The organism is Polaromonas sp. P3_B4 (assembly GCF_056402835.1).
Genome location: NZ_JBFUGQ010000001.1, coordinates 228191 through 247385, shown reverse-complemented (window position 1 = coordinate 247385; position 19195 = coordinate 228191). Strand labels below are relative to the sequence as shown.

Annotated in this window: 14 protein-coding genes; 4 read left to right on the top strand and 10 right to left on the bottom strand. The window is 63.4% G+C overall.

The features are described from left to right. Window position 1 precedes the first annotated feature (1 nt). Window positions 2-8197, top strand: a complete 8196-nt coding sequence (locus tag AC1DVV_RS01110; RefSeq protein ID WP_477701856.1) for a GH36-type glycosyl hydrolase domain-containing protein — start codon at window positions 2-4, stop codon at window positions 8195-8197. A 68-nt stretch (window positions 8198-8265) separates the two neighbouring features. Here AC1DVV_RS01110 and AC1DVV_RS01105 read toward each other — a convergent pair whose 3' ends face one another. The 3 genes from AC1DVV_RS01105 to AC1DVV_RS01095 all read right to left on the bottom strand — a co-directional run bounded on the left by AC1DVV_RS01105 (window position 8266) and on the right by AC1DVV_RS01095 (window position 9665). Next, window positions 8266-8634 carry a hypothetical protein gene (locus tag AC1DVV_RS01105; RefSeq protein WP_477688754.1) on the bottom strand — a complete coding sequence of 123 codons (369 nt, stop codon included), beginning with the start codon at window positions 8632-8634 and terminating at the stop codon, window positions 8266-8268. A 162-nt stretch (window positions 8635-8796) separates the two neighbouring features. Next, complete coding sequence (locus AC1DVV_RS01100) at window positions 8797-9165, bottom strand: glyoxalase superfamily protein (RefSeq protein WP_477666221.1); 369 nt, start codon at window positions 9163-9165, stop codon at window positions 8797-8799. Between the two features lie 29 nt (window positions 9166-9194). Continuing rightward, window positions 9195-9665, bottom strand: coding sequence for a group II truncated hemoglobin (locus AC1DVV_RS01095; protein ID WP_477688753.1), 471 nt, complete (start codon window positions 9663-9665; stop codon window positions 9195-9197). A gap of 114 nt (window positions 9666-9779) precedes the next feature. Here AC1DVV_RS01095 and AC1DVV_RS01090 point away from each other — a divergent pair, with 114 nt between their 5' ends. Continuing rightward, window positions 9780-10151 carry a hypothetical protein gene (locus AC1DVV_RS01090; RefSeq protein ID WP_457279419.1) on the top strand — a complete coding sequence of 124 codons (372 nt, stop codon included), beginning with the start codon at window positions 9780-9782 and terminating at the stop codon, window positions 10149-10151. Window positions 10152-10170: 19 nt separating this feature from the next. Then, a complete protein-coding gene (locus tag AC1DVV_RS01085; RefSeq protein WP_457279420.1) occupies window positions 10171-10788 on the top strand; it encodes an ABC transporter ATP-binding protein in 618 nt (205 codons plus the stop codon). A gap of 24 nt (window positions 10789-10812) precedes the next feature. Here the strand turns inward: AC1DVV_RS01085 and AC1DVV_RS01080 are convergent, their stop codons facing one another. From AC1DVV_RS01080 to AC1DVV_RS01055, 6 genes are all read right to left on the bottom strand, one after another. Continuing rightward, entirely contained in the window at window positions 10813-11403 is a 591-nt protein-coding gene (locus AC1DVV_RS01080; protein WP_457279421.1) for a tRNA-uridine aminocarboxypropyltransferase, read from the bottom strand. 9 nt (window positions 11404-11412) lie between these two features. Then, window positions 11413-12201 (bottom strand): TerC family protein, encoded by a 789-nt coding sequence (locus AC1DVV_RS01075; RefSeq protein WP_457279422.1) that lies wholly within the window; start codon window positions 12199-12201, stop codon window positions 11413-11415. Window positions 12202-12355: 154 nt separating this feature from the next. Next, entirely contained in the window at window positions 12356-13522 is a 1167-nt protein-coding gene (locus AC1DVV_RS01070; protein WP_457279423.1) for an AI-2E family transporter, read from the bottom strand. Beyond that, window positions 13519-14262, bottom strand: a complete 744-nt coding sequence (locus AC1DVV_RS01065) for an FkbM family methyltransferase (RefSeq protein ID WP_457279424.1) — start codon at window positions 14260-14262, stop codon at window positions 13519-13521. Before AC1DVV_RS01065 ends, AC1DVV_RS01070 begins: the two co-directional genes overlap by 4 nt. A 42-nt stretch (window positions 14263-14304) precedes the next feature. Beyond that, a complete protein-coding gene (locus AC1DVV_RS01060; protein WP_477666217.1) occupies window positions 14305-15045 on the bottom strand; it encodes a LytR/AlgR family response regulator transcription factor in 741 nt (246 codons plus the stop codon). Next, window positions 15042-16106: a sensor histidine kinase gene (locus AC1DVV_RS01055; protein ID WP_477666216.1), complete on the bottom strand. Its 1065-nt coding sequence runs from the start codon at window positions 16104-16106 to the stop codon at window positions 15042-15044. The genes AC1DVV_RS01060 and AC1DVV_RS01055 overlap by 4 nt, the downstream gene beginning before the upstream one ends. Before the next feature lie 234 nt (window positions 16107-16340). Between AC1DVV_RS01055 and argH the strand changes: the two genes are divergently transcribed. Beyond that, window positions 16341-17759: an argininosuccinate lyase gene (gene argH, locus AC1DVV_RS01050; RefSeq protein WP_457279427.1), complete on the top strand. Its 1419-nt coding sequence runs from the start codon at window positions 16341-16343 to the stop codon at window positions 17757-17759. A gap of 12 nt (window positions 17760-17771) precedes the next feature. Here argH and AC1DVV_RS01045 read toward each other — a convergent pair whose 3' ends face one another. Then, window positions 17772-19193 carry an adenylosuccinate synthetase gene (locus tag AC1DVV_RS01045; protein ID WP_477701853.1) on the bottom strand — a complete coding sequence of 474 codons (1422 nt, stop codon included), beginning with the start codon at window positions 19191-19193 and terminating at the stop codon, window positions 17772-17774. Window positions 19194-19195 lie beyond the last annotated feature (2 nt).

The window sequence follows — 19195 nt, the reverse complement described above, 5'->3', positions numbered from 1 at the left end:
CGTGACCCCCGCTGTCATCGAGCGGCTGGACACCCTAAGCGCCTACGCCCGGCAACTGCTCGCCTCCCGCCAGGGCGGCGCAGAGCAGCCCATCCGCGCTGAACTTTTCGGTGCGCAGCGCTTTGAAGAACACGGCCGCAGCCTGGCCGCAGCCCAACCCATCAGGCCTGCCGGCAGCCCTGATCACGGTCCGCCTTTTTTCCCGCGCGTCCAGGAAAACATCGCCGCGATCCGCCTTGCTTACGACTACATCGCCCTGACTTCGCTGACAGGCCACTACGTAACGCCGGCCGCCGAATGGCTGCTCGACAACTTCCACCTTGTCGAAGCCCAATTGCAACAGATCCAGGATGGCGTCCCCCACCGCTACTACGCGGATTTGCCCAAACTGGCGAGCAAGCCGCTGGAGGGCCTTCCCCGGGTGTACGGTATTGCATGGGCCTATGTAGCGCACACCGACAGCGTGCTGGACCCGGAGCTTTTCACGGCCTTCCTGCATGCCTACCAGGAGGTCAGTGAACTCAATCTCGGCGAACTCTGGGCCTTGCCGACCACGCTGCGTGTGGTCCTGCTGGAAAACCTGCGCCGCATGGCCGACCGCATCGCCTGGAACAAGGTGGCCCGTGAAGTGGCGCATGCCACCTGGGACAAGGCCGGCGTACTGAGCCTGCAGGAACTCGACGAGCTGTACGGCCTGATGCAGGCCCATGGCCTTGAACGCAGCTATCTCACGCAGCTCTGGCAGCGCATGCCTGCCGAACGTGAAGAGCCGGACTCGCCTTCGGCGCCACCTCTCGTCCGCTGGACCGAAAAGCATTGCGGCGATGCCCTGGGCATGATCGGCGAAGGGCAAACCACCCAGGTCGCCGCCAACCTGACCGTCAGCAACATCATCACCACCCTGCGGCTCATAGGCCAGGTGGAGTGGGTGGAGCTGATCGAGCCGGTCAGCCATTCCCTGCAGGTCTTGCGCCGGCTGCCGAGCTTTTCCCGCGAAAGCGAGATGACGCGCCAACAGATCACGCGCGCTATGGAGCGACTGGCGCAGCAAACCGGTAAATCCGAGCGCGCCGTCGCCGAAGCGGTGCTGGCCGCCGCGCACCAGCCCAACAACTCCCTGGCGGCACACACCGCCGGCTACTACCTGATAGGGCCGGGCCGCCCCCTGCTGGAAGCAGCATTGCAGCCCGCCGCAGCGCCGCACAAACCATTGCCGGCCCCCGAAACACCACGCGCCTGGCGCCTGCCGCTCTACGCGGCCGCATGGATTGCCGGAACCGCTGCATTGCTCAGTTGGGCCGCACACCCGCTCGCCACGCTACCCTGGACGGCATGGGTAGCCTTGGTGCTGATGGCCTGGCCCGCGTCGGAAGTGGTCGCTGCGCTGATCCACCGGCTGATCGCCGAATCCACACGCATACAGCCCCTGGCCCGTCTCGATTTCAGCACGGGCATCCCGGCTGAACACCGCGTGCTGGTGGTGATACCTTCGATGCTTTCTTCAGCTTGCGCCAACAGCGAACTGGTGCACCGCCTGCAGCTGCACTGGCTGGCCGGCCGCGAAACCCATGCGCAGTTTGCCCTGCTGACAGACTGGGCTGACGCCGACGCCGAGAGCCTGGCCGGCGATTCAGAGCTGCTCGAAGACGTCCTTGTCAAACTGCGCGCACTCAACGCAGCCTGCCCGCCGGCGAGCTCCGACTCACCGGCAAGATTTTTACTGCTGCACCGCCCGCGCAGCTGGTCCGCGACAGAGCGCCGCTGGATCGGGGCGGAACGCAAGCGTGGCAAGCTTGAAATGCTGTTGCGGCAACTGGCCGGACGCTCGTCATCGCCGTTTGTCCCTGTGGACGTCAACATGCGGCTGGCGCCGGGCATACGCTACGTGCTGACGCTCGACAGCGACACCAGCCTGCCGGCGGGCTCCCTGCGCGAACTGGTGGCCATCGCTGCGCACCCGCTGAACACGCCGCACGTCGACCGCGAGACGCGGCGCGTGACCGCCGGCTACGGCATCCTGCAGCCCCGCGTGGCCATGCCCCTGTCGGCCCACCACGAGCGTTCCCCCTTCCATGCGATGTTTGCAGGCCAGCGCGGCCTGGACCCTTACAGCAACGGTACCTCCGACCTGTACCAGGACGTGTTCGGCATGGGCAACTTCATCGGCAAGGGCCTGCTGCATGTCGAGGCCGTGCATGCCGTGCTGGACAGCCGCATGCCCGAGGGCGCCATCCTGAGCCACGACCTGCTGGAAGGCAGCATCGCCCGCTGCGGCTACGCAGGCGACGTCGTGCTGATGGAAGACCACCCACATCACGCAGGCGTGGCCGCATCACGCGTACACCGCTGGACGCGCGGCGACTGGCAATTGCTGCCGCTGATGCTGCATGCGAAGCGCTACGGCATCGATGCCCTGGGCCTGTGGCGCATGGCAGACAACCTGCGCCGCTCGATGATCGCCCCGGCCTGCTTCGCGCTTGTGGCCTGGACAATATTCACGGGTGCGCTGCCTGTGGCGACGGCACTGGTTTTCACCGTGCTGGCATTCCTGGCCGGCCCCTTGATGGGTGCGCTGGCAGGGCTGGTTCCCACACGGCGAGGCATCGCCTGGGGGCACTTCTTTGACGTCGGCATGCGCGATGTGGCGCGCAGCATGGCGCAGGCGCTTTGGCAATTGAGCCAGCTGCCCGCCCTGGCTGCCCTGTCGTTCGACGCCATCACACGGGCCCTCTGGCGCATGGCCATCAGCCGCCGCCATCTGCTGCAGTGGACCACCGCCGCCCAGTCGCAGGCTTCCGCCCAGTACACGCTGGGCGCTTTTGTCCGCAATCATGCCCCGGTGTCCGCGTTATGCCTCGCGCTGGGCACGGCCGCATGCTGGGGGCCGCATCCCCTGATCGGCCCGGTGCTTTTCCTGCTGTGGGCGCTGGCGCCCGCAGTGGCCTGGTGGGGCAGCAAGCCGGCTGTTCGCGCGCCATATCTGTCACTCAGCGCCGCAGACCGCGCCTACCTCATGAAGCTGGCGGCCCAGACCTGGCGCTTCTTTGAACGCTGCGTCGGCCCCGAAGACCACCACCTGGCGCCGGACAACCTGCAGATGGAACCGGAACCGACGATCGCACACCGCACCTCGCCGACCAACATCGGCCTGTACCTGATGGCTGCAGCCTGTGCGCGCGAGTTCAACTGGATATCCACCACCGAGCTGATCGCGCGGCTGGGCGCCACGCTGGGGACGGTCGAAGCACTGCCCAAGCACCAGGGCCACCTGCTCAACTGGTATGAAACCCGGTCGCTGCAAGTGCTGCCTCCGGCCTATGTTTCCACCGTAGACAGCGGTAACCTGGCGGGCCACCTGCTGGCCGTCGCGCAGTGTGTTCGCCAGCTGGCGGCGCACCAGGAAACATCGCCAGGCGAATCCGCCGAACTCCTGGAATTGGGAGCCCGCTGTGAAAAGCTTTGTATGGCGATGGATTTCGGCGGCCTTTACAGCCCCAAGCGCCACCTGTTTCATATCGGGCTGCGTGTGCACGAGCAGGCACTTGACGCCAGCTATTACGACCTGATCGCCTCGGAGGCGCGCCTGACCAGCTTCCTGGCGATTGCCAAAGGTGATGTGCCGCGGCGCCACTGGCTGGCGTTGGGCCGCGCCTTCCTGACGGTGGGCGTAACGCCCGGCCTGAAGTCCTGGTCGGGCTCGATGTTTGAATACCTGATGCCTTCGCTGGTCATGAGCGAGCCCGACGAAGGCCTGTTGCATGTGTCCGGCCTTGCGGCCGTCAAGGAGCAGCAGGCCTGGGGCCAGGCACAGGGCCTGCCATGGGGCGTTTCGGAGTCGGCCTACTTTGGGCAAGACCATACGCTGGCCTACCAGTATTCGCCGTTTGGCGTGCCGCGACTGGCCCTTCGGCGGACCCCGCCTGCCGACCGCGTTGTGGCGCCCTATGCCAGCATCATGGCGTCCCAGTTCACGCCGCAAGAAGCGGTGGCGAACCTGCGCCAGCTTGAGCAATGGGGTGCGCGCGGCGAATACGGCTTTGCCGATGCGCTGGATTTCACCGTCGCCAGGCAACCAGGCGCCCAGGCGATGAGCCTGGTCAACACCTACATGGCGCACCACCAGGGCATGTCGCTGGTGGCACTGTGCAATGTGCTGTGCAACGAAGCACCGCGCCGCTGGTTCGCTTCGACCCCGCTGGTGCAGGCGTTCGAATCGCTGCTGCATGAAAAGACACCGCGCCAGATCATCGAAAGCGCAGACCCGCGCGCATTGCCCGAACCCGCGGAGCTGGCCGAAGCCCGGCTGTACCATTCACGTGAGATCGACCCGGCCATGCCCGGCTGGCAACCTACACAGCTGCTGTCCAACGGGCGCTACAGCGTCGCCCTGCGCGCCAATGGGGCCGGTGTCAGCCGCTGGCGCACCGCAGGCAAGACCTACAACATCACCCGCTGGCGCGACGACCTGCTGCGCGATGCCTGCGGTACCTTCATCTACCTGCGTCCGTCCGGCCAGGAGCAGGCATGGTCCCTGACGCAACATCCGGCGCCGCATCCCGGCTGGCAATACAAGGCCACCTACCTGCCGGACCGCGTGCAATTTGACGTGAATTCCGATCAGCTGGAGGCAAGCACCAGCGTGCTGGTCAGTCCCGAGGACGACACTGAAATGCGCAACGTCACGCTGCGCAACCTGTCGGCCACGGAGATGACGCTCGACGTGATTTCATGCTTTGAAGCGGTATTGACCGACCCGCGCGCCGACGAGGCCCATCCGGCATTTTCGAACCTGTTTGTCCAGACACGCTGGCATCCCGAATGGCGCGCCCTGCTGCTGTCGCGCAAACCCCGGCTGCAGGGCGATCCTGTCATGGCGGTCGCGCATTTTCTTGCCAATTCGGAAGCCAACGTACGCGCCATCGATTTCATCTCGGACCGGCGCGCCTTTCTGGGCCGTAACCGGGAGCCGGGCCACCCGGCACTGCGGGCCGAGGCGCATGGCCAGGACGGCTCGCCCATCAACGGGCTGGACCCGGTTGCGGGCCTGCGCCTTCGCATCCGCATTCCGGCAGGCGGCGTGGCCCGGCTCAGCTTTGCCACAGCCGCCGCGTCCAGCAGCGACGAACTCGCGGCACGCATCGACAAATACCTGCAGCCCATGCACGTGGAGCGCGCTACCCGGATGGCCGCCACGCTGGCCCAGGTGCGCCTGCGCGACCTCGGGGTCGACCCCGAGGAAAATGCGGCGTTGCAGGACCTCAACACCGCACTGATGTACAGCTGCGCACGGCCGATGGCGGAACGCGGCCTGCTGGACCAGCGCCAGCTCTGGCGTTTCGGCATCTCGGGAGACAAACCCATCGTACTGGTGCTCATCCACTCCAGCAACGGGATGGCACTGGTGCATTCATTGCTGCGGGCCCAACCCTGGTGGAGTTTCTGCGGGCTGGGTACCGACGTGGTCATCCTCAACAGCGAAGTCAACTCCTACCTGATGCCCTTGCAACGCGACATCCTGGCGCTGCGCGACCGCACACTGCAACAAACGGAAAACAGCTTTCCGCGCAGCGACGCCGGTGGCTTTTACCTGCTGCGCGACCAGGAAATCGTGCCCTCGGAAAAAGCCGCGCTGACGGGGTTGGCACGCGTCATTCTGGTGGCAGACGGCAGGCCGCTTGAACAACAGGCCGCAGCGCTACGCAGCACGGCCAACGCCCAGCGCCGTGCGGGCTCCGCCACGCGTCCGCTGCCGGCGCCCTCCTCCGGCTCTACCGGTTCTCCCAGCGCCACCGGTCAGCCCGGTGCACTGCAGACACCCCAGGGACACTTCGATGCCGGCACCGGCGAGTTCCGTTTTGACGTTGACAGCCTGCACCGCCCGCCCCGACCATGGATCAACGTGATCGCGAATCCCTCTTTCGGCTTTCAGGTGTCTGAGACCGGTGCCGGCTACACATGGGCGGTAAACAGCCGGCTGCACCAGGTCACGCCCTGGTCCAACGATCCGGTGGCGGATCCCACCTTCGAGCACTATCTGCTGCAGGACGTGGACACGCAGCAAGTGCTGGCATTAAGCCCGTCGGCACAACACGGCCCGGCGCCTGCCTGCCGTGTGCGTCACGGCCAGGGCTACACCGTATTCGAATGCCAGCACGGTGCGCTTCATGCGGAAACCACTTTTTTTGTTGCTCAAACTGATCCGGTCAAACTGGTGCAGGTCACGCTTCATAACCAGGGCAGCGCCACGCGCAAGCTGCGCGCCCTGGCCATGGTCGAATGGCAGATGGGTGCTGCACGCCACGAACGCCGCACCATCCATGCGTGGAAAGACAAAGACAGCCTGCTGACAGCCGTGTTTGCGCAGCAGCGTGAAAGCCGGGCGGGCTTCGGCGGCAGCACGGCGTTCCTGTCGCTGACCGGTTTGCCCGGCACACCCGAGTGGACCTGCGACCGAAGCGAATTTTTCGACGCAACGGGCCGGCTGGTGCTTCCTTCCGCCCTGGGCCAGAATGCCGCCGGCGGCGCGGACCCCTGCGCCGCGCTGGCAAGCGAGTTCTCCCTGCTTCCCGGCCAGACTCTTGCGTTCACCTTTCTGCTCGGCCATGCCGGCGACGCCACGCAGGCACTACAACTGGCCCGCAGCTGGCAAGGCAAAGATGCGGCGCAGGCGCTTGAACAGGTCAAGGCTTATTGGTCCGGGTTGCTGGGCAAAGTGCAGGTGCAAACGCCCGATCCGCTGTTTGACGCTTTGGTCAACCGCTGGCTGCTCTACCAGACCCTGGCATCGCGCCTGTGGTCCAAGGCCGGTTTCTACCAGGCCGGCGGCGCATTCGGCTTTCGGGACCAGTTGCAGGACGCCATGGCCTTCGCCGTCATTGAACCGGGCCGCCTGCGTACGCAAATCATGCTGAACGCCTCGCGCCAATTCCCCGAGGGGGATGTCCAGCACTGGTGGCACGCGCCCGGCGGTGAGGGCGTGCGCACCCATTTTTCGGACGATTTGCTGTGGCTGCCCTATGCCTGCGCCTGGTATGTCCAGGTCACAGGCGACACCAGCATCCTGGATGAAGAGGTTGCCTTCATCGACGGGCCGTCGATTCCCGAAGATGCGGAAGACGCGTATTACGCGCCGCAACCCAGCGGGCAAACCGCCACGGTGTTCGAACACTGCGCCCGTACCCTGGACCGCAGCCTGGCCATCGGGGCACACGGCCTTCCGCTCATGGGTACGGGTGACTGGAACGACGGCATGAACCGCGTGGGCCACGAAGGCCGCGGCGAGTCTGTCTGGCTGGGCTGGTTTTTATGCCGCGTGGTCAATGACTTTCTGCCCCTGGCTACATCGCGCGGCGACGACGGCCGCGCGCAGCGCTGGCGCCAGGCCCGTTCCGGCTGGGTTGCCGCCCTGCACGACGCGGGCTGGGACGGTGCCTGGTTCCGCCGGGCGTTCTTCGACAACGGCGCACCGCTCGGCTCCTCCACCAATGACGAATGCCGCATCGACCTGATTGCCCAAGCCTGGTCGGTGCTTTCCGGCGCTTCCACCGAGGCCTTCATCGGCCCGGCCATGCAGGCCATGAATGAACAGTTGGTAGACAACGAAGCGGGCCTGCTGCGCCTGCTGGCGCCGCCGCTGGAAAAGTCGGACAACAACCCGGGCTACATCCAGGCCTACCCGCCGGGGGTGCGTGAAAACGGTGGCCAGTACTCGCATGCCGCCGTCTGGGCCATGATGGCGCAAGCCCTCACCGGTGACACCGAAGCCGCCTGGGAAAGCTTCAAGGCACTGAGCCCGGCCCACCGCAGCGAGCACCCCGTTCGCGGCCCCGCCTATGAGCTGGAGCCCTACGTGATGGCGGGTGACATCTATGGCGCGGCGCCCTATGTAGGCCGCGGCGGCTGGAGCTGGTACACCGGCTCGGCTGCGTGGCTGCACCGCGCGGCGCTGGAAAACATTCTGGGCCTCAAGGTGCAGCAAGGTGCGCTGTCGCTGTCGCCCCGTGTACCGGGGCACTGGCCCTCGTTTGAGATCACGCTGCGCCTGCAGGAGCGCGTGGTGAAGCTTCGGTGGCAACGCGCAGGGCTTGCCGCAGAAGACAGCTTCAAGCCCGACCTGGTAATCACGCCGGGACAAGTGGTGATGCTGGCCGAGCTGCCGGCGCAAGCGGCGTTGCTGGTGCAGGCTGAAGCAAGCTGAATTTCGAGTCGCTATTGATTTAATAGCTACTCGCGCTTTTCAGGTAAGGGCTGGAAGCCTTTTTTTGCTTATAAACGCCCCTTCTTTGACTCCAGGGCGCCTCCGGCGTTCGTCAGGTCGCCGAACATCGACGGCGTGCGATGCCTCGCAGGGAGCAGGTACACGGGCACTTCGCCCGCATCCACGGTTTCAATCAGGCCCAGCGCCAGCAATGAGCGCAAGGATTCGTCAAGCGATCGGGGCGGCATGAACTGCTGCAACTGCTCAAACCACACGCCCGCGCCGCACATCTCCAATACATCGTGCAAGTAGCGTGACAACGAGCCTGTGGCCTGCGCTTTGGTATTGACCGTGTCCACGCAGGCGCGGCCTCCCCGCGTCAGCCGGTAGCAGCGTGAGGCGAGGCCTGGAAGAGGGGGCGCGTGGGTCGAGGTCATGGGTGTCTCCTTCAGCAGCACTCATGGTGAACCTGTAGCAACGAAGTATTCTTGACGAAAATCAAGAGCGGGGCTCCACCTGACACGGCGTTCTTGACGGCAGTCAAGATTTGGGGTTTTAGAGCGCGCCGGCGTGAGATTCATCCGGTTTGTAAAGTGCGGTCAGGTGCTGATGGCATTGGTAAATGTCAGCCGGTTGCCAAAAGGGTCCCTGATCGACATGTCCCGGCTCTCCCACGCTGTGTCTTCAATTCGGGGACGGGCGTGTTTGTAGTTCTTCGCCAAAAGCTGCTGGTGAAACGCGTCAAGCTCGTCCGTTTCAATCCGCATCGCGGTGCCCGGGCTGCAGTCGCCGTGGTGCTCCGACAAATGCAGCACGCAGCCGCCTTTGGATATTTGCAGATAGAGCGGCATGCCGGGCTCAAAGCGATGCTCCCAATCGACCTTGAAACCGAGGAAATCGATGTAAAACTCCCGGGCCTTGGCTTCATCGAAGATGCGAAGGATGGGGGTGGTTTTTCCGAAGCTCATCTCTGCAATCTCCTCGTCAAATAAAGCAGCTAGCCAATGTAAGGCCCCTTGACCTCACCCCAGCCCCATCGCGGCATGGGCGCATCAGCGTCCACCGTGGCACCCGGCTGCGAATTGATCACGGCCAGTCGCGAACCCCACTCAAGGTATCCCACCAGCGCCGACCTGAATTCCGGGTCGTCGGGCATGCCCAGTTCATCCGCCGTTTCAAGCAGCAAGGCCACCCAGCGGCGCCGCTGCTCCTGCAGCAGATGCCGGTTCAGGTGCTGCCGGATCATGTGCGGATGGCCGCCATGCTGCTCCGAATAGGTCGTGGGTCCACCCAGGACTTCGCCCAGAAATGCGGCGACATGGGCCGGGTGGCTGTCGTCCATGTGCGCGAACACAGGCCCCAGCAAGACGTCCTTCTTCACGTGCTCATAGAAACGCGTGGTCAATCGGGTCAAGGCGTCGAGGCCGCCTACCCATTCGTACAAGCTTGGAACTGTGCGATCTGACATGGTGATGTCCTGCAAATTGGGCTAAGAGATGTCTCAAAAAAACGCAGATTAACATTGCCACTAGCCTGATCATTTAAATGTGCCTCGATAGCCTCAGAATCAGATCCTTACCCCATGTGCTCTCCCGTTGAAACCATTGTCATATGGCTCTTTGTCGGCATGTTCGCGTGTGGCGTCTTCGGCTATGGCGATCAATGCCGATTTGAGGACTACATCGAGGAACACCACCCCACACGATGGAAAGAGCTGGCCCTGCGAAGCAAATGGCTCATGCCGGAAAACGGGGAACACAGCCAGGCGGGCGTGCAATGGTTTCTCATTCTTCACGGTGAATACAAAAAAATTGAAGACCCTCGCGCGCAAACGTTGGGGCGCAAGGCCCGCATCTGGTCCATGACGGGTCTGGTATGCCTGGCCAGCGTTGGCCTGTACGCCCTTGTAGTGCAGAACTTCCCGTCTCTGCGTTGCCTTATCCCCTGGATGTAAAACCTTGACCCCGCCAGCCATGCTCACCATCGAAAACCTGTGGTTTCGCTACCCCAACCCACAGGTTGAAATCCTTGCCAACTGGTCCGGCGAAATCCCGCCAGGCGTCACGCTGGTGCAAGGCGGCGACGGGCGCGGCAAGAGCACCCTGCTTCGATTACTGGCGGGGGCCTTGCCTGCCGATGAGGGAAAGTTGACGCTCAATGGCATCTCGCTCAAAGACAAGCCCGACGCTTACCGCCGGCAGCTCTTCTGGATGGAGCCGCGCGCCGACACGTTTGATCAACTCACGCCGGCGCAGTATTTCGAAGATGTTCGCAGCCGGTACCCGGGTTTTGATGCGGCTCTGGTAGCGCCGCTGGTCGACGGCCTCGGGCTTGAGCCGCACATGGGCAAGCAGCTTTTCATGCTGTCCACCGGGTCGAAGCGCAAGGTCTGGCTGACAGCGGCGTTTGTGTCGGGTGCGGCGGTGTTGTTGCTGGATGAGCCCTTTGCCGCGCTGGATGCACCCTCGATTGCCTTCGTCAAAGGACGGCTTCAAGACATTTCAGCGCATACAGGGCGCGCGGCCGTGATTGCGGACTATGAGGCCCCCAGCGGAGTGCCGCTGGCCGGTCTGATTGACCTGGGCGACTGACCAAAATACCGGGATCAAGTCGAACTACTTCGGAACAAACGCCAACTGCTGCGCCACAAAACCGTCAAACGCCTTGAGCAGCGGGTGGTATTTTTCAGCATGGCCTTCCAGTTGCGCCAGCGCTGCGCAGGTAGCCTCCAGCGTTGAGAGTTGCCCCGGCTTGTGGGCCTTGCGGATCCGGTAGCCGGAAGCCGGTACATCTTCCAGCGACAGGCGCGGCAATTGCTGCAGCAACGGGCTCCGGTGCAGCATCCTTCGGCTCTTGCGCCAGGTGCCGTCCAGTACGACAAGCAGCACACGTGCCGCGTCGTTGAGTTGTATGGGATCCAGGACGGGCGCTGCATCATCCGGCGTCTGCGGATACAGCAGCACCACATACTCCGGTCCTTGCAGCGCATCACGCAAACCAGCTTCATCAAAACACTCGCCCGTCAGCATCCGGCTGCACGGCAGACTCAGGTGCAGCAGGCGAGCGCTGTTTTTGGCGTGGTCAACCTCCAGCGGATGCTGAAGGATCAGCACCCCGGTTTCATGCGCTGTGGGGGTAACCCACCTGCAGATGCAGCCACCCTGCGGGCGAAGGCACGCGGCGCAGCGCAGGCGCGTCACGGGCACAGCTCAGCGTCAGGTCTTACGGCCGTCAGCGCCATCAGCCTTGTCGCCCTTATCCCCATTGGCATAGGCATTTCTCAGGTGTACCGGCTTGCTCTTTTTCTTGCGCATGCGGATGTTGAGCATTTCCACCGCCACAGAAAACGCCATGGCAAAGTACACATAGCCCTTGGGCACATGGTGGTCGAGGCCCTCAGCGATCAGCACCACACCCACGACGACAAGGAAAGACAGCGCCAGCATCTTGATGGTGGGATGGTCGGACACAAAGCGGCCGATGGCCGGAGCGAACAGCATCATCAAGCCCACCGATGCGATGACCGCGGCAATCATGACCGGCAGACTGTCCACCATGCCGACGGCGGTGATGATGGAATCCAGCGAGAACACCATGTCCACAATCATGATCTGCACGATCACAGCCGCAAACGTGGCCTTGACCCCGCTGGAGGCATGACCTTCTTCGCCCTCCATCGACTGGTGGATTTCACCGGTGCTCTTCCAGATCAGGAACAGGCCCCCGGCAATCAGGATCAGGTCGCGCCCCGAAATTTCCTCTTTCAGGATGGTGAAGAGCGGGTCCACCAGCCCGATGATCCACGACAGCACAAACAGCAAGCCAATGCGCATGAACATCGCCATAAAAAGGCCCAGGCGCCTTGCCAGCTCCTGTTTGTCCTTGGGCAGCTTGTCGACCAGGATGGAAATAAAGATGATGTTGTCGATGCCCAGCACCAGTTCCAGCGCAGTGAGCGTGGCAAAAGCGATCCACATTTGCGGATCCGTCAACAGTTCCATCATCGCGTTACCTCTTTCATTTCATTAACTAAATCAGGATCGTACGGCCAGTCTCTCATACCAGCATGAGCCGTGGAACCGGCTTTGCCGGGCCACAGGCGGGCGGCCCCCTCGGGGGGCAGGGAGCTACACGAAGTGAGCGACCGTGGGGGCCACATCAACTGCCGAGAAACTCACCAATCGGCTTCAGGTCATCGATGCGGTCGCAAATCGACTTGACAATCATCAGAATGGGAATGCCGAGCAACAGGCCCCACACCCCCCAGAGCCAGCCCCAGGCCAGCAAGCCGACGAACACCGCCACCGGACTCATGCGGCTGGCGCGGCTGGTAAGCCACGGCGTCAACAGGTTGCCCACCACGGTATGAATGGCCAGCGAGGCCCCCCCCACGGCCAGCGCCATGTTGAGCGAGCCAAACTGCATAAAGGCCACCAGGGCCGACGTCGCCGCCGTGACCAGAGAGCCTACGTAAGGAATCAGGTTCAGCACGGCAGCGGCAACGCCCCACACAGCGGGGTTTTCCAGCCGCAGCGCCCAGAGCGCCAGCCAGGTCAGCACCCCGACCAGCGCACTGGTCAGGAGCTGCACCTGCAGGTAGCGCTGGATCTGGTCGGTGATCTCATTGAGAGCCTGCAGCGTGATTTTTTTGCTGCTGATGCTGGAGCCCGCAAGCTTGATCAGCTTGCGCCGGAAGCTGTCGCCCGAAAGCATCAGGAAGTAGGTGAAAAAAACCACCACGGTCGCCTGGCCGATCAGTGCAATCAGCCCGATGGTGCCTGACCAGAGATAATTCTTGATGTTGAAACGGGCAGGCTCAACCACGACACGCATCGCCCCACGCGTACTGCTGGTCGCGGCGCTTTCCTGCGCGGCCTGTTCAAGCTGTGCGGCGGCTTTCTGTACGGTTTCCAGGGCGCTGTCAGACTGGTTGGTGCGCACCTTCACGGCCTGGCGGAATTTCTGTGCCGCAGCCGGCAGCGCTTCCAGCAGCTGCGCCGCTTCGTCGCTGAGCGAATACGCCGTGGTGCCGATGCTGCCCACAATCGTCAGCAACACCACGGCAGCGCTCAGCCAGCGTGGAACGCGTTTCGTTTCAAACCAGTTGACCACCGGTGAAAAAGCATAGCTGAACAGCACACCCAGCATCACCGGAATAAAGACGGCCTTGGCCCAGTGCAGTACAAACAGGCAGGCGAGACCCGCCAGTACCACGAGCGACATGCTGCGGATATCGACCGGAACCCGAACATGCAGCTGTTCAGGATCGCCCGGCACCACTGGAGGCGCCGCGCGTACGACACGCTCTGCGGGTTCTTCGGTCATATGTCTCCCGTATCCGTTTTTGTGCCGGGGCGTGCGTAACGAAATTTGCGCAATGGAAGCCCCAGGTAGTACTTACGCAGGTATTCAAACCGAGCCGGCCAGGAAAATGTGTAGGACGCTTTCGCCGGAACGTACCAGCTGTTCAAGCCGGTTCGAAGGATCAGCTGGTAGCCGTTACCGCGCATCAGGTCGTGTTTTTTATGATGGGTCACGTGATCCTCAATCAGCACCAGGCGGGGCTGCCAGCGTGCAAAGTTGAAACCGGACAACGCAACCAGTTCGTGCCCCTCGATGTCGATCGACAGGAAATCAAACCCCTCTGGCACAGCATTTCCTTCCAGGATGGCATCCAGCGTCTCGCACCGTACCTGTACCGTTGAACGGACCACGGCGCCCATGGCAATAGGCCTCGCTTCGAGCGTTGAATGGGGTCCGGCCCGATTCAAATCCAGGTACCTTCCTGCGTTTTCAGCGCTGGAACAAGCCATTTCAATGACCACGCCGGTTCGACTCCTGCGCAGCAGCTCACAACAGTCCGGGTCAGGTTCCACGAGGAGGCCCGTCCAACCCATCTGTTCCAGATGCTGCGATTGCGAATCCAGCACCGGATCGTTAGCCCCTATATCAACATAAAAGCCAGTCATGCCACCGAAGAAGTCGCGTACGAGCTGGCGCTCTACGGCAGGCTCATTGCTGAAGCGGCTGACGTGCCGCTGGATGAAATCGGCACGTGTATGCATAGACAGGATGTTGGATTGGAAGAAGCAGCAAGAGAAATGTAATCAGGCCGCGATGGCTTCCCGAACGGCGCTGAGCTGGCGCCTGGACACCGCCAGCAGTTCATCAATACCATTGAGCCGTACCGCCCAGCCCTCGCCCTCTTCTGGATCAAAATGTTTTTCCAGCGCGCGCACGGCCCGGCGCGCAATCAGTGCGTTGCGGTGAATGCGCATGAAACGGGTCGCGTGGCGCTCTTCCAGCTCGCTCAGGGAACCATCGAGTATGTAGCTGCGGGTCGCGGTACGCACAGTGATGTATTTGAGTTCGGCTTTGAAATACAGCACCTCGGCCAGTGGCACACGCTCGGTGCGGCCGCGGTCCTGGATGATGAGCGTTTCTTCCGCCACATCCGCCGTGGACGTCCGGGCAGCCTGGCCCAAACGCTCTACCTTCTGCAACGCTTGCTGCAGGCGTTCCAGGCGCACCGGCTTCGTGAGGTAGTCGACGGCCTCCAGTTCAAAGGCCTGTACGGCATGTTCGGAATGGGCCGTGACAAACACCAGGGCGGGTGGCTGTGCAAGTGAAGCAATGGTGCGTGCCAGCGCGATACCGTCAACGCCGGGCATGCGGATGTCAAGCAGCACCGCATCGAATGACTCACGCTGCAAGGCCTTCATGGCCTGAACAGCATCGGCGGCTTCAGCTGCTGCCACTGCGGCCGGGGCGGTGCAATCGCCCAGCAGGGTGCGCAGGCGCGAACGCGCCAGGGCTTCATCGTCAACTACCAATACCTTGAGCGTCATGCGGGAATCTCCAGTCGAACCTGAAATATGCCGTCCTTGAACACGGTCTTGAATTTCGCCTCGACATCATGCAGCAGCGCAAGGCGTTCGCGCACATTGGCCAGCGCCAACCCGTGGCCGCGCTCACCGGCGCCTGCGGGGGTTGAATTGGTCACCTTGATCACCACCGTGCTGCCTCGCCGGAGGGTGGATATTTTCAGCTGCGCGCCGCTGGCGCTGGGTTCCACGCCATGCCTGACGGCGTTTTCTACCAGCGGCTGCAACAGCAGCGGCGGCAGCTTGGCCTGGTCCGCTTCGGTGTCCAGGCTCCACTGCACCTGCAGCCGCTCACCAAAGCGGATCTGCTCAATGGCGAGGTAACGCTGCGCCAGCGCGATCTCCTGGCCGAGCGTCACGGATTCGGCCGGATCGGCCAGTGCATGGCGAAAAAGCTCACTCAGGTCTTCCAGCACCGCCTCGGCCTTGGCGGGCTCGGCACGCACCAGCGCAATGGCGCTGTTCAGGGTATTGAAAAGGAAATGGGGGCGAATGCGCGATTGCAGTTCGGCAAGGCGTGCCGCCGTGGCTGCCGGCGTACGCGCCTTGGCCCGCCAGAACAGCCCCGCCAGCATCATGGCGGACAGCAAGGCACCCGCCGCCGCACTGGCCCACCAGGGCACCGGCTGGAGCAGGCCCAGCAGGGCCAGCAAGCCACAGCCGTACAGCCCCGACACAACACCCAGTGCAATACCCGCCGCCCACTGGTGCGAAGGCTCCAGCCGGTTCAACTGCCCCTTCAGCGCACACACCGCAATCAGCCAGGCCAGGGTGGCGGGCAGCACACCGCCGGTGAGCAGCGAAAAGCTCAGCAGCCAGTCCAGGGGTTCGCGCGCAGCGAACATCACACACACGCCGGTCACCGCCTCTACAAAGAGCACGGCACGCAAAACCACACCCACGTGGCAAGCATCAAACATGCTGGTGCGGTTGGAAGTGCGCGGCACCGCTTCCTCATCGCCCGGAATAAAGCTGCCCAGCAACGTGGATTCGCTGAAATTCTTCTGATCGGGCACAGGCTTCATGGACGTCGGCGGCACTTCGGTATCGTGGAAAAACGGATCGGCTGGGGCAGCGCACGGCAGGGGTTTCCCACGGGGTCCGGCACCCAGATAAAATCATTGGGAAGAGTATTGCACTGCCCAAGGCGATTCGGCCATGGGTTAAACACTATTTAGGCCCGGCCGGCTGCGCAACTGCCCGAAATGGCGTGCTTTACCCCACAGACCGGCCAGTGACTGCCTCAAAGAAAGCCCGACGTGAATCAATTCGACAAAAAGTCCCAAGCCTGGTCCGCCCTTTTTTCCGAACCCATGAGCGACCTGGTGAAGCGTTACACGTCCAGCGTGTTTTTTGACAAGCGCCTGTGGCAAGCCGACATTGCCGGTTCGCTCGCTCACGCCGAAATGCTGGCAGCGCAAAAGATCATTCCCGCCGCCGACTACGCCGACATCCAGAAAGGCATGACGCAAATCACGTCCGAAATCGACTCCGGCGCTTTTGAGTGGAAGCTGGATCTCGAAGACGTGCACTTCAACATCGAAGCGCGCCTGACCCAGCTTGTGGGCGACGCCGGCAAGCGCCTGCACACCGGCCGCAGCCGCAACGACCAGGTCGCCACCGATGTGCGCCTCTGGCTGCGCAGTGAGATCGACCTGATCGGCGGGCTGCTGACCGACCTGCAAAAAGCGCTGGTTGACATCGCCGAGAAAAATGTCGAAGTCATCCTGCCCGGCTTCACCCACCTGCAGGTGGCCCAGCCGGTGAGTTTTGGCCACCATATGCTGGCCTATGTGGAAATGTTCAGCCGCGACGCCGAGCGCATGCTGGAGATCAGGAAGCGCGTGAACCGCCTGCCGCTGGGTGCTGCAGCGCTGGCCGGCACCAGCTACCCGCTGGACCGCGAACGCGTGGCCAAAACGCTGGGCATGGTCGACGAAAGCGGCCAGCCGCAGGTATGCCAGAACAGCCTGGACGCCGTGAGCGACCGTGACTTCGCAATTGAGTTCACGGCGGCCGCGTCGCTCGCCATGGTGCACATCAGCCGCATGAGCGAAGAGCTGATCTTGTGGATGAGCCAGAACTTCGGCTTCATCCACATTCCCGACCGCTTCACCACCGGCTCGTCCATCATGCCGCAGAAGAAAAACCCCGACGTGCCCGAACTGGCGCGCGGCAAGACCGGCCGCGTGGTCGGCCACCTGATGGGCCTGATCACCCTGATGAAGGGCCAGCCCCTGGCCTACAACAAGGACAACCAGGAAGACAAGGAGCCGCTGTTCGACACCGTCGACACGCTCAAGGACACGCTGCGCATCTTTGCCGAGATGGTGGCCGGCATCACCGTCAAGCCCGAAGCCATGGAAAAGGCCGCGCTGCGCGGCTACGCCACCGCCACCGACCTGGCCGACTATCTGGTGAAAAAAGGCCTGCCCTTCCGCGATGCCCACGAAACCGTGGCCCACGCCGTCAAAGCCGCCACCACCCATGCGGTGGACCTGTCCGAGTTGCCGCTGGCTGTGCTGCAGGAATTCAACCCCAACATCGAAAAAGACGTCTACGACTGCTTGAGCCTGCGCGGCTCGTTGAACGCCCGCAACATCCTGGGTGGCACTGCGCCGGCACAAGTCAAGGCCCAGATCACGCGGCACCGGGCGCGGCTGGCCTCGCTCTCCTGACCCCTGGACGCGCTAGGTGCCGGTCATGGCGCGAACCGCGCTGAAGCTCGGCCCAAAGCCGCCGTACAGAACCGGGCAGGCAGCGAGCGCCTGAAAACGCGCCACCAATGCCGACGCCGAGCGCAGCGGCTGGCCTTCATACACCGGCTGCGCTCTCGCCAGCAAAGCTGTCAGCCTCGACTGGTGCTGCAGGTCATGCCCGTTGCCGGGCAGCAGACGCTCAACCAGCCCGTTGCCACGTTCACGGCCTTCCCCATGAGCGATTCTTTGGCATAACAGGGCGTCGCCAGCCTCGGGCGCCGCTTCGTACGCGGTGCACAGGTTCACGCCCCCGCCAGGCAAGCCGGCGTCAAATACGTCCAGGTGACTCAATAGCAGGCCATCGAGCTTTCCAGTGATCTCCAGCGCATAACGCAGCAGCACCGCATCGGCGTGCCCCCTGCGAAAACGCCCTTGCCAGCCGTCACCCGTGTTGTGGGGCTCCGCCAGCACATCGAGCGCAGCATCAAACGTGGGCAGGGGTCCGTTGCCGTGCCTTGTGAGATAGCTTCGCAAGATGCCCAGGTGCATGATGGGGCCGGTCAGCCCCAAATCGGCGACCACCGACTCTACCGAGGCGGGATGGATGCTGCTCCAGGTCGTATGCGGATGAAAGCCATGCCATTCATCCAGCAGAACACCTTGTGCGCCTTCAAAGAGCACGGTGCCGCATCCCTGGAGTTCCCGGGCGATCTCCGGGCTCTGCGTGGGTTTGCATTGCCGGGCCAGTTCTGCCACGGAGGCGAGCCATCGGGCGGACACACTGGCATCTCTCAGCAGCCCTTGCTCTTGCTGCCACGCGGCTGGCTGCGTAGCCGAGCCGGCCGACGCGTCAAACCCGGCCAGCAGGCGCCGCCGGATGGCTTCGAGCTTGTCGTGCGCGCGGGCTGGCGCCAGCAAGTCGCCATAGCACAGCACTTCGCCCGGATGCGCCAGCGCGTGGCGCACGGTTTCCCCCACGCCCACCCCGCAGGTTCCGTGGCTGGCCGCGCCGCGCCGTAATTCGCGCAGCCGGCCGGCCGCCTGGTGAAACGGTGTGTTGATGCGGCAGCGCGCGTCGATGCGCAAACGCGCGAGCGCGTCCGGGATTCCAAGTGCCTGCAACGCGGCATGCTCGACCAGCAAGGCCGTCGGGTGCACCACGACCGGGCCGGCCAGGACGCTCAACACGCCCGGCACCAGGGTGCCCGCGCAAAACTGGGAAAAGGTATGGTGCCGGCCGTCGGGCAGGACCACGTTGTGGCCCGCCTGCGCGCCGCCGTTAAAACGCACTACCGCCCCGGCCTGCCATTGGCGGCACAGGAAATCGGTGAACAGCCCCTTGCCGCAGTCGCCAAAGCCAAGGCCAAGCAGCGACACCAGCCGGGACGGGGCCGCGCCACGGCCGTTCAGCACAC

Coding starts and splice junctions, on each gene's coding strand:
- AC1DVV_RS01105 (WP_477688754.1), bottom strand. CDS start 8,634: ATGACCTCGACCCACGCGCCCCCTCTTCCAGGCCTCGCCTCACGCTGC.
- AC1DVV_RS01100 (WP_477666221.1), bottom strand. CDS start 9,165: ATGAGCTTCGGAAAAACCACCCCCATCCTTCGCATCTTCGATGAAGCC.
- AC1DVV_RS01095 (WP_477688753.1), bottom strand. CDS start 9,665: ATGTCAGATCGCACAGTTCCAAGCTTGTACGAATGGGTAGGCGGCCTC.
- AC1DVV_RS01090 (WP_457279419.1), top strand. CDS start 9,780: ATGTGCTCTCCCGTTGAAACCATTGTCATATGGCTCTTTGTCGGCATG.
- AC1DVV_RS01085 (WP_457279420.1), top strand. CDS start 10,171: ATGCTCACCATCGAAAACCTGTGGTTTCGCTACCCCAACCCACAGGTT.
- AC1DVV_RS01075 (WP_457279422.1), bottom strand. CDS start 12,201: ATGATGGAACTGTTGACGGATCCGCAAATGTGGATCGCTTTTGCCACG.
- AC1DVV_RS01070 (WP_457279423.1), bottom strand. CDS start 13,522: ATGACCGAAGAACCCGCAGAGCGTGTCGTACGCGCGGCGCCTCCAGTG.
- AC1DVV_RS01065 (WP_457279424.1), bottom strand. CDS start 14,262: ATGCATACACGTGCCGATTTCATCCAGCGGCACGTCAGCCGCTTCAGC.
- AC1DVV_RS01060 (WP_477666217.1), bottom strand. CDS start 15,045: ATGACGCTCAAGGTATTGGTAGTTGACGATGAAGCCCTGGCGCGTTCG.
- AC1DVV_RS01055 (WP_477666216.1), bottom strand. CDS start 16,106: ATGAAGCCTGTGCCCGATCAGAAGAATTTCAGCGAATCCACGTTGCTG.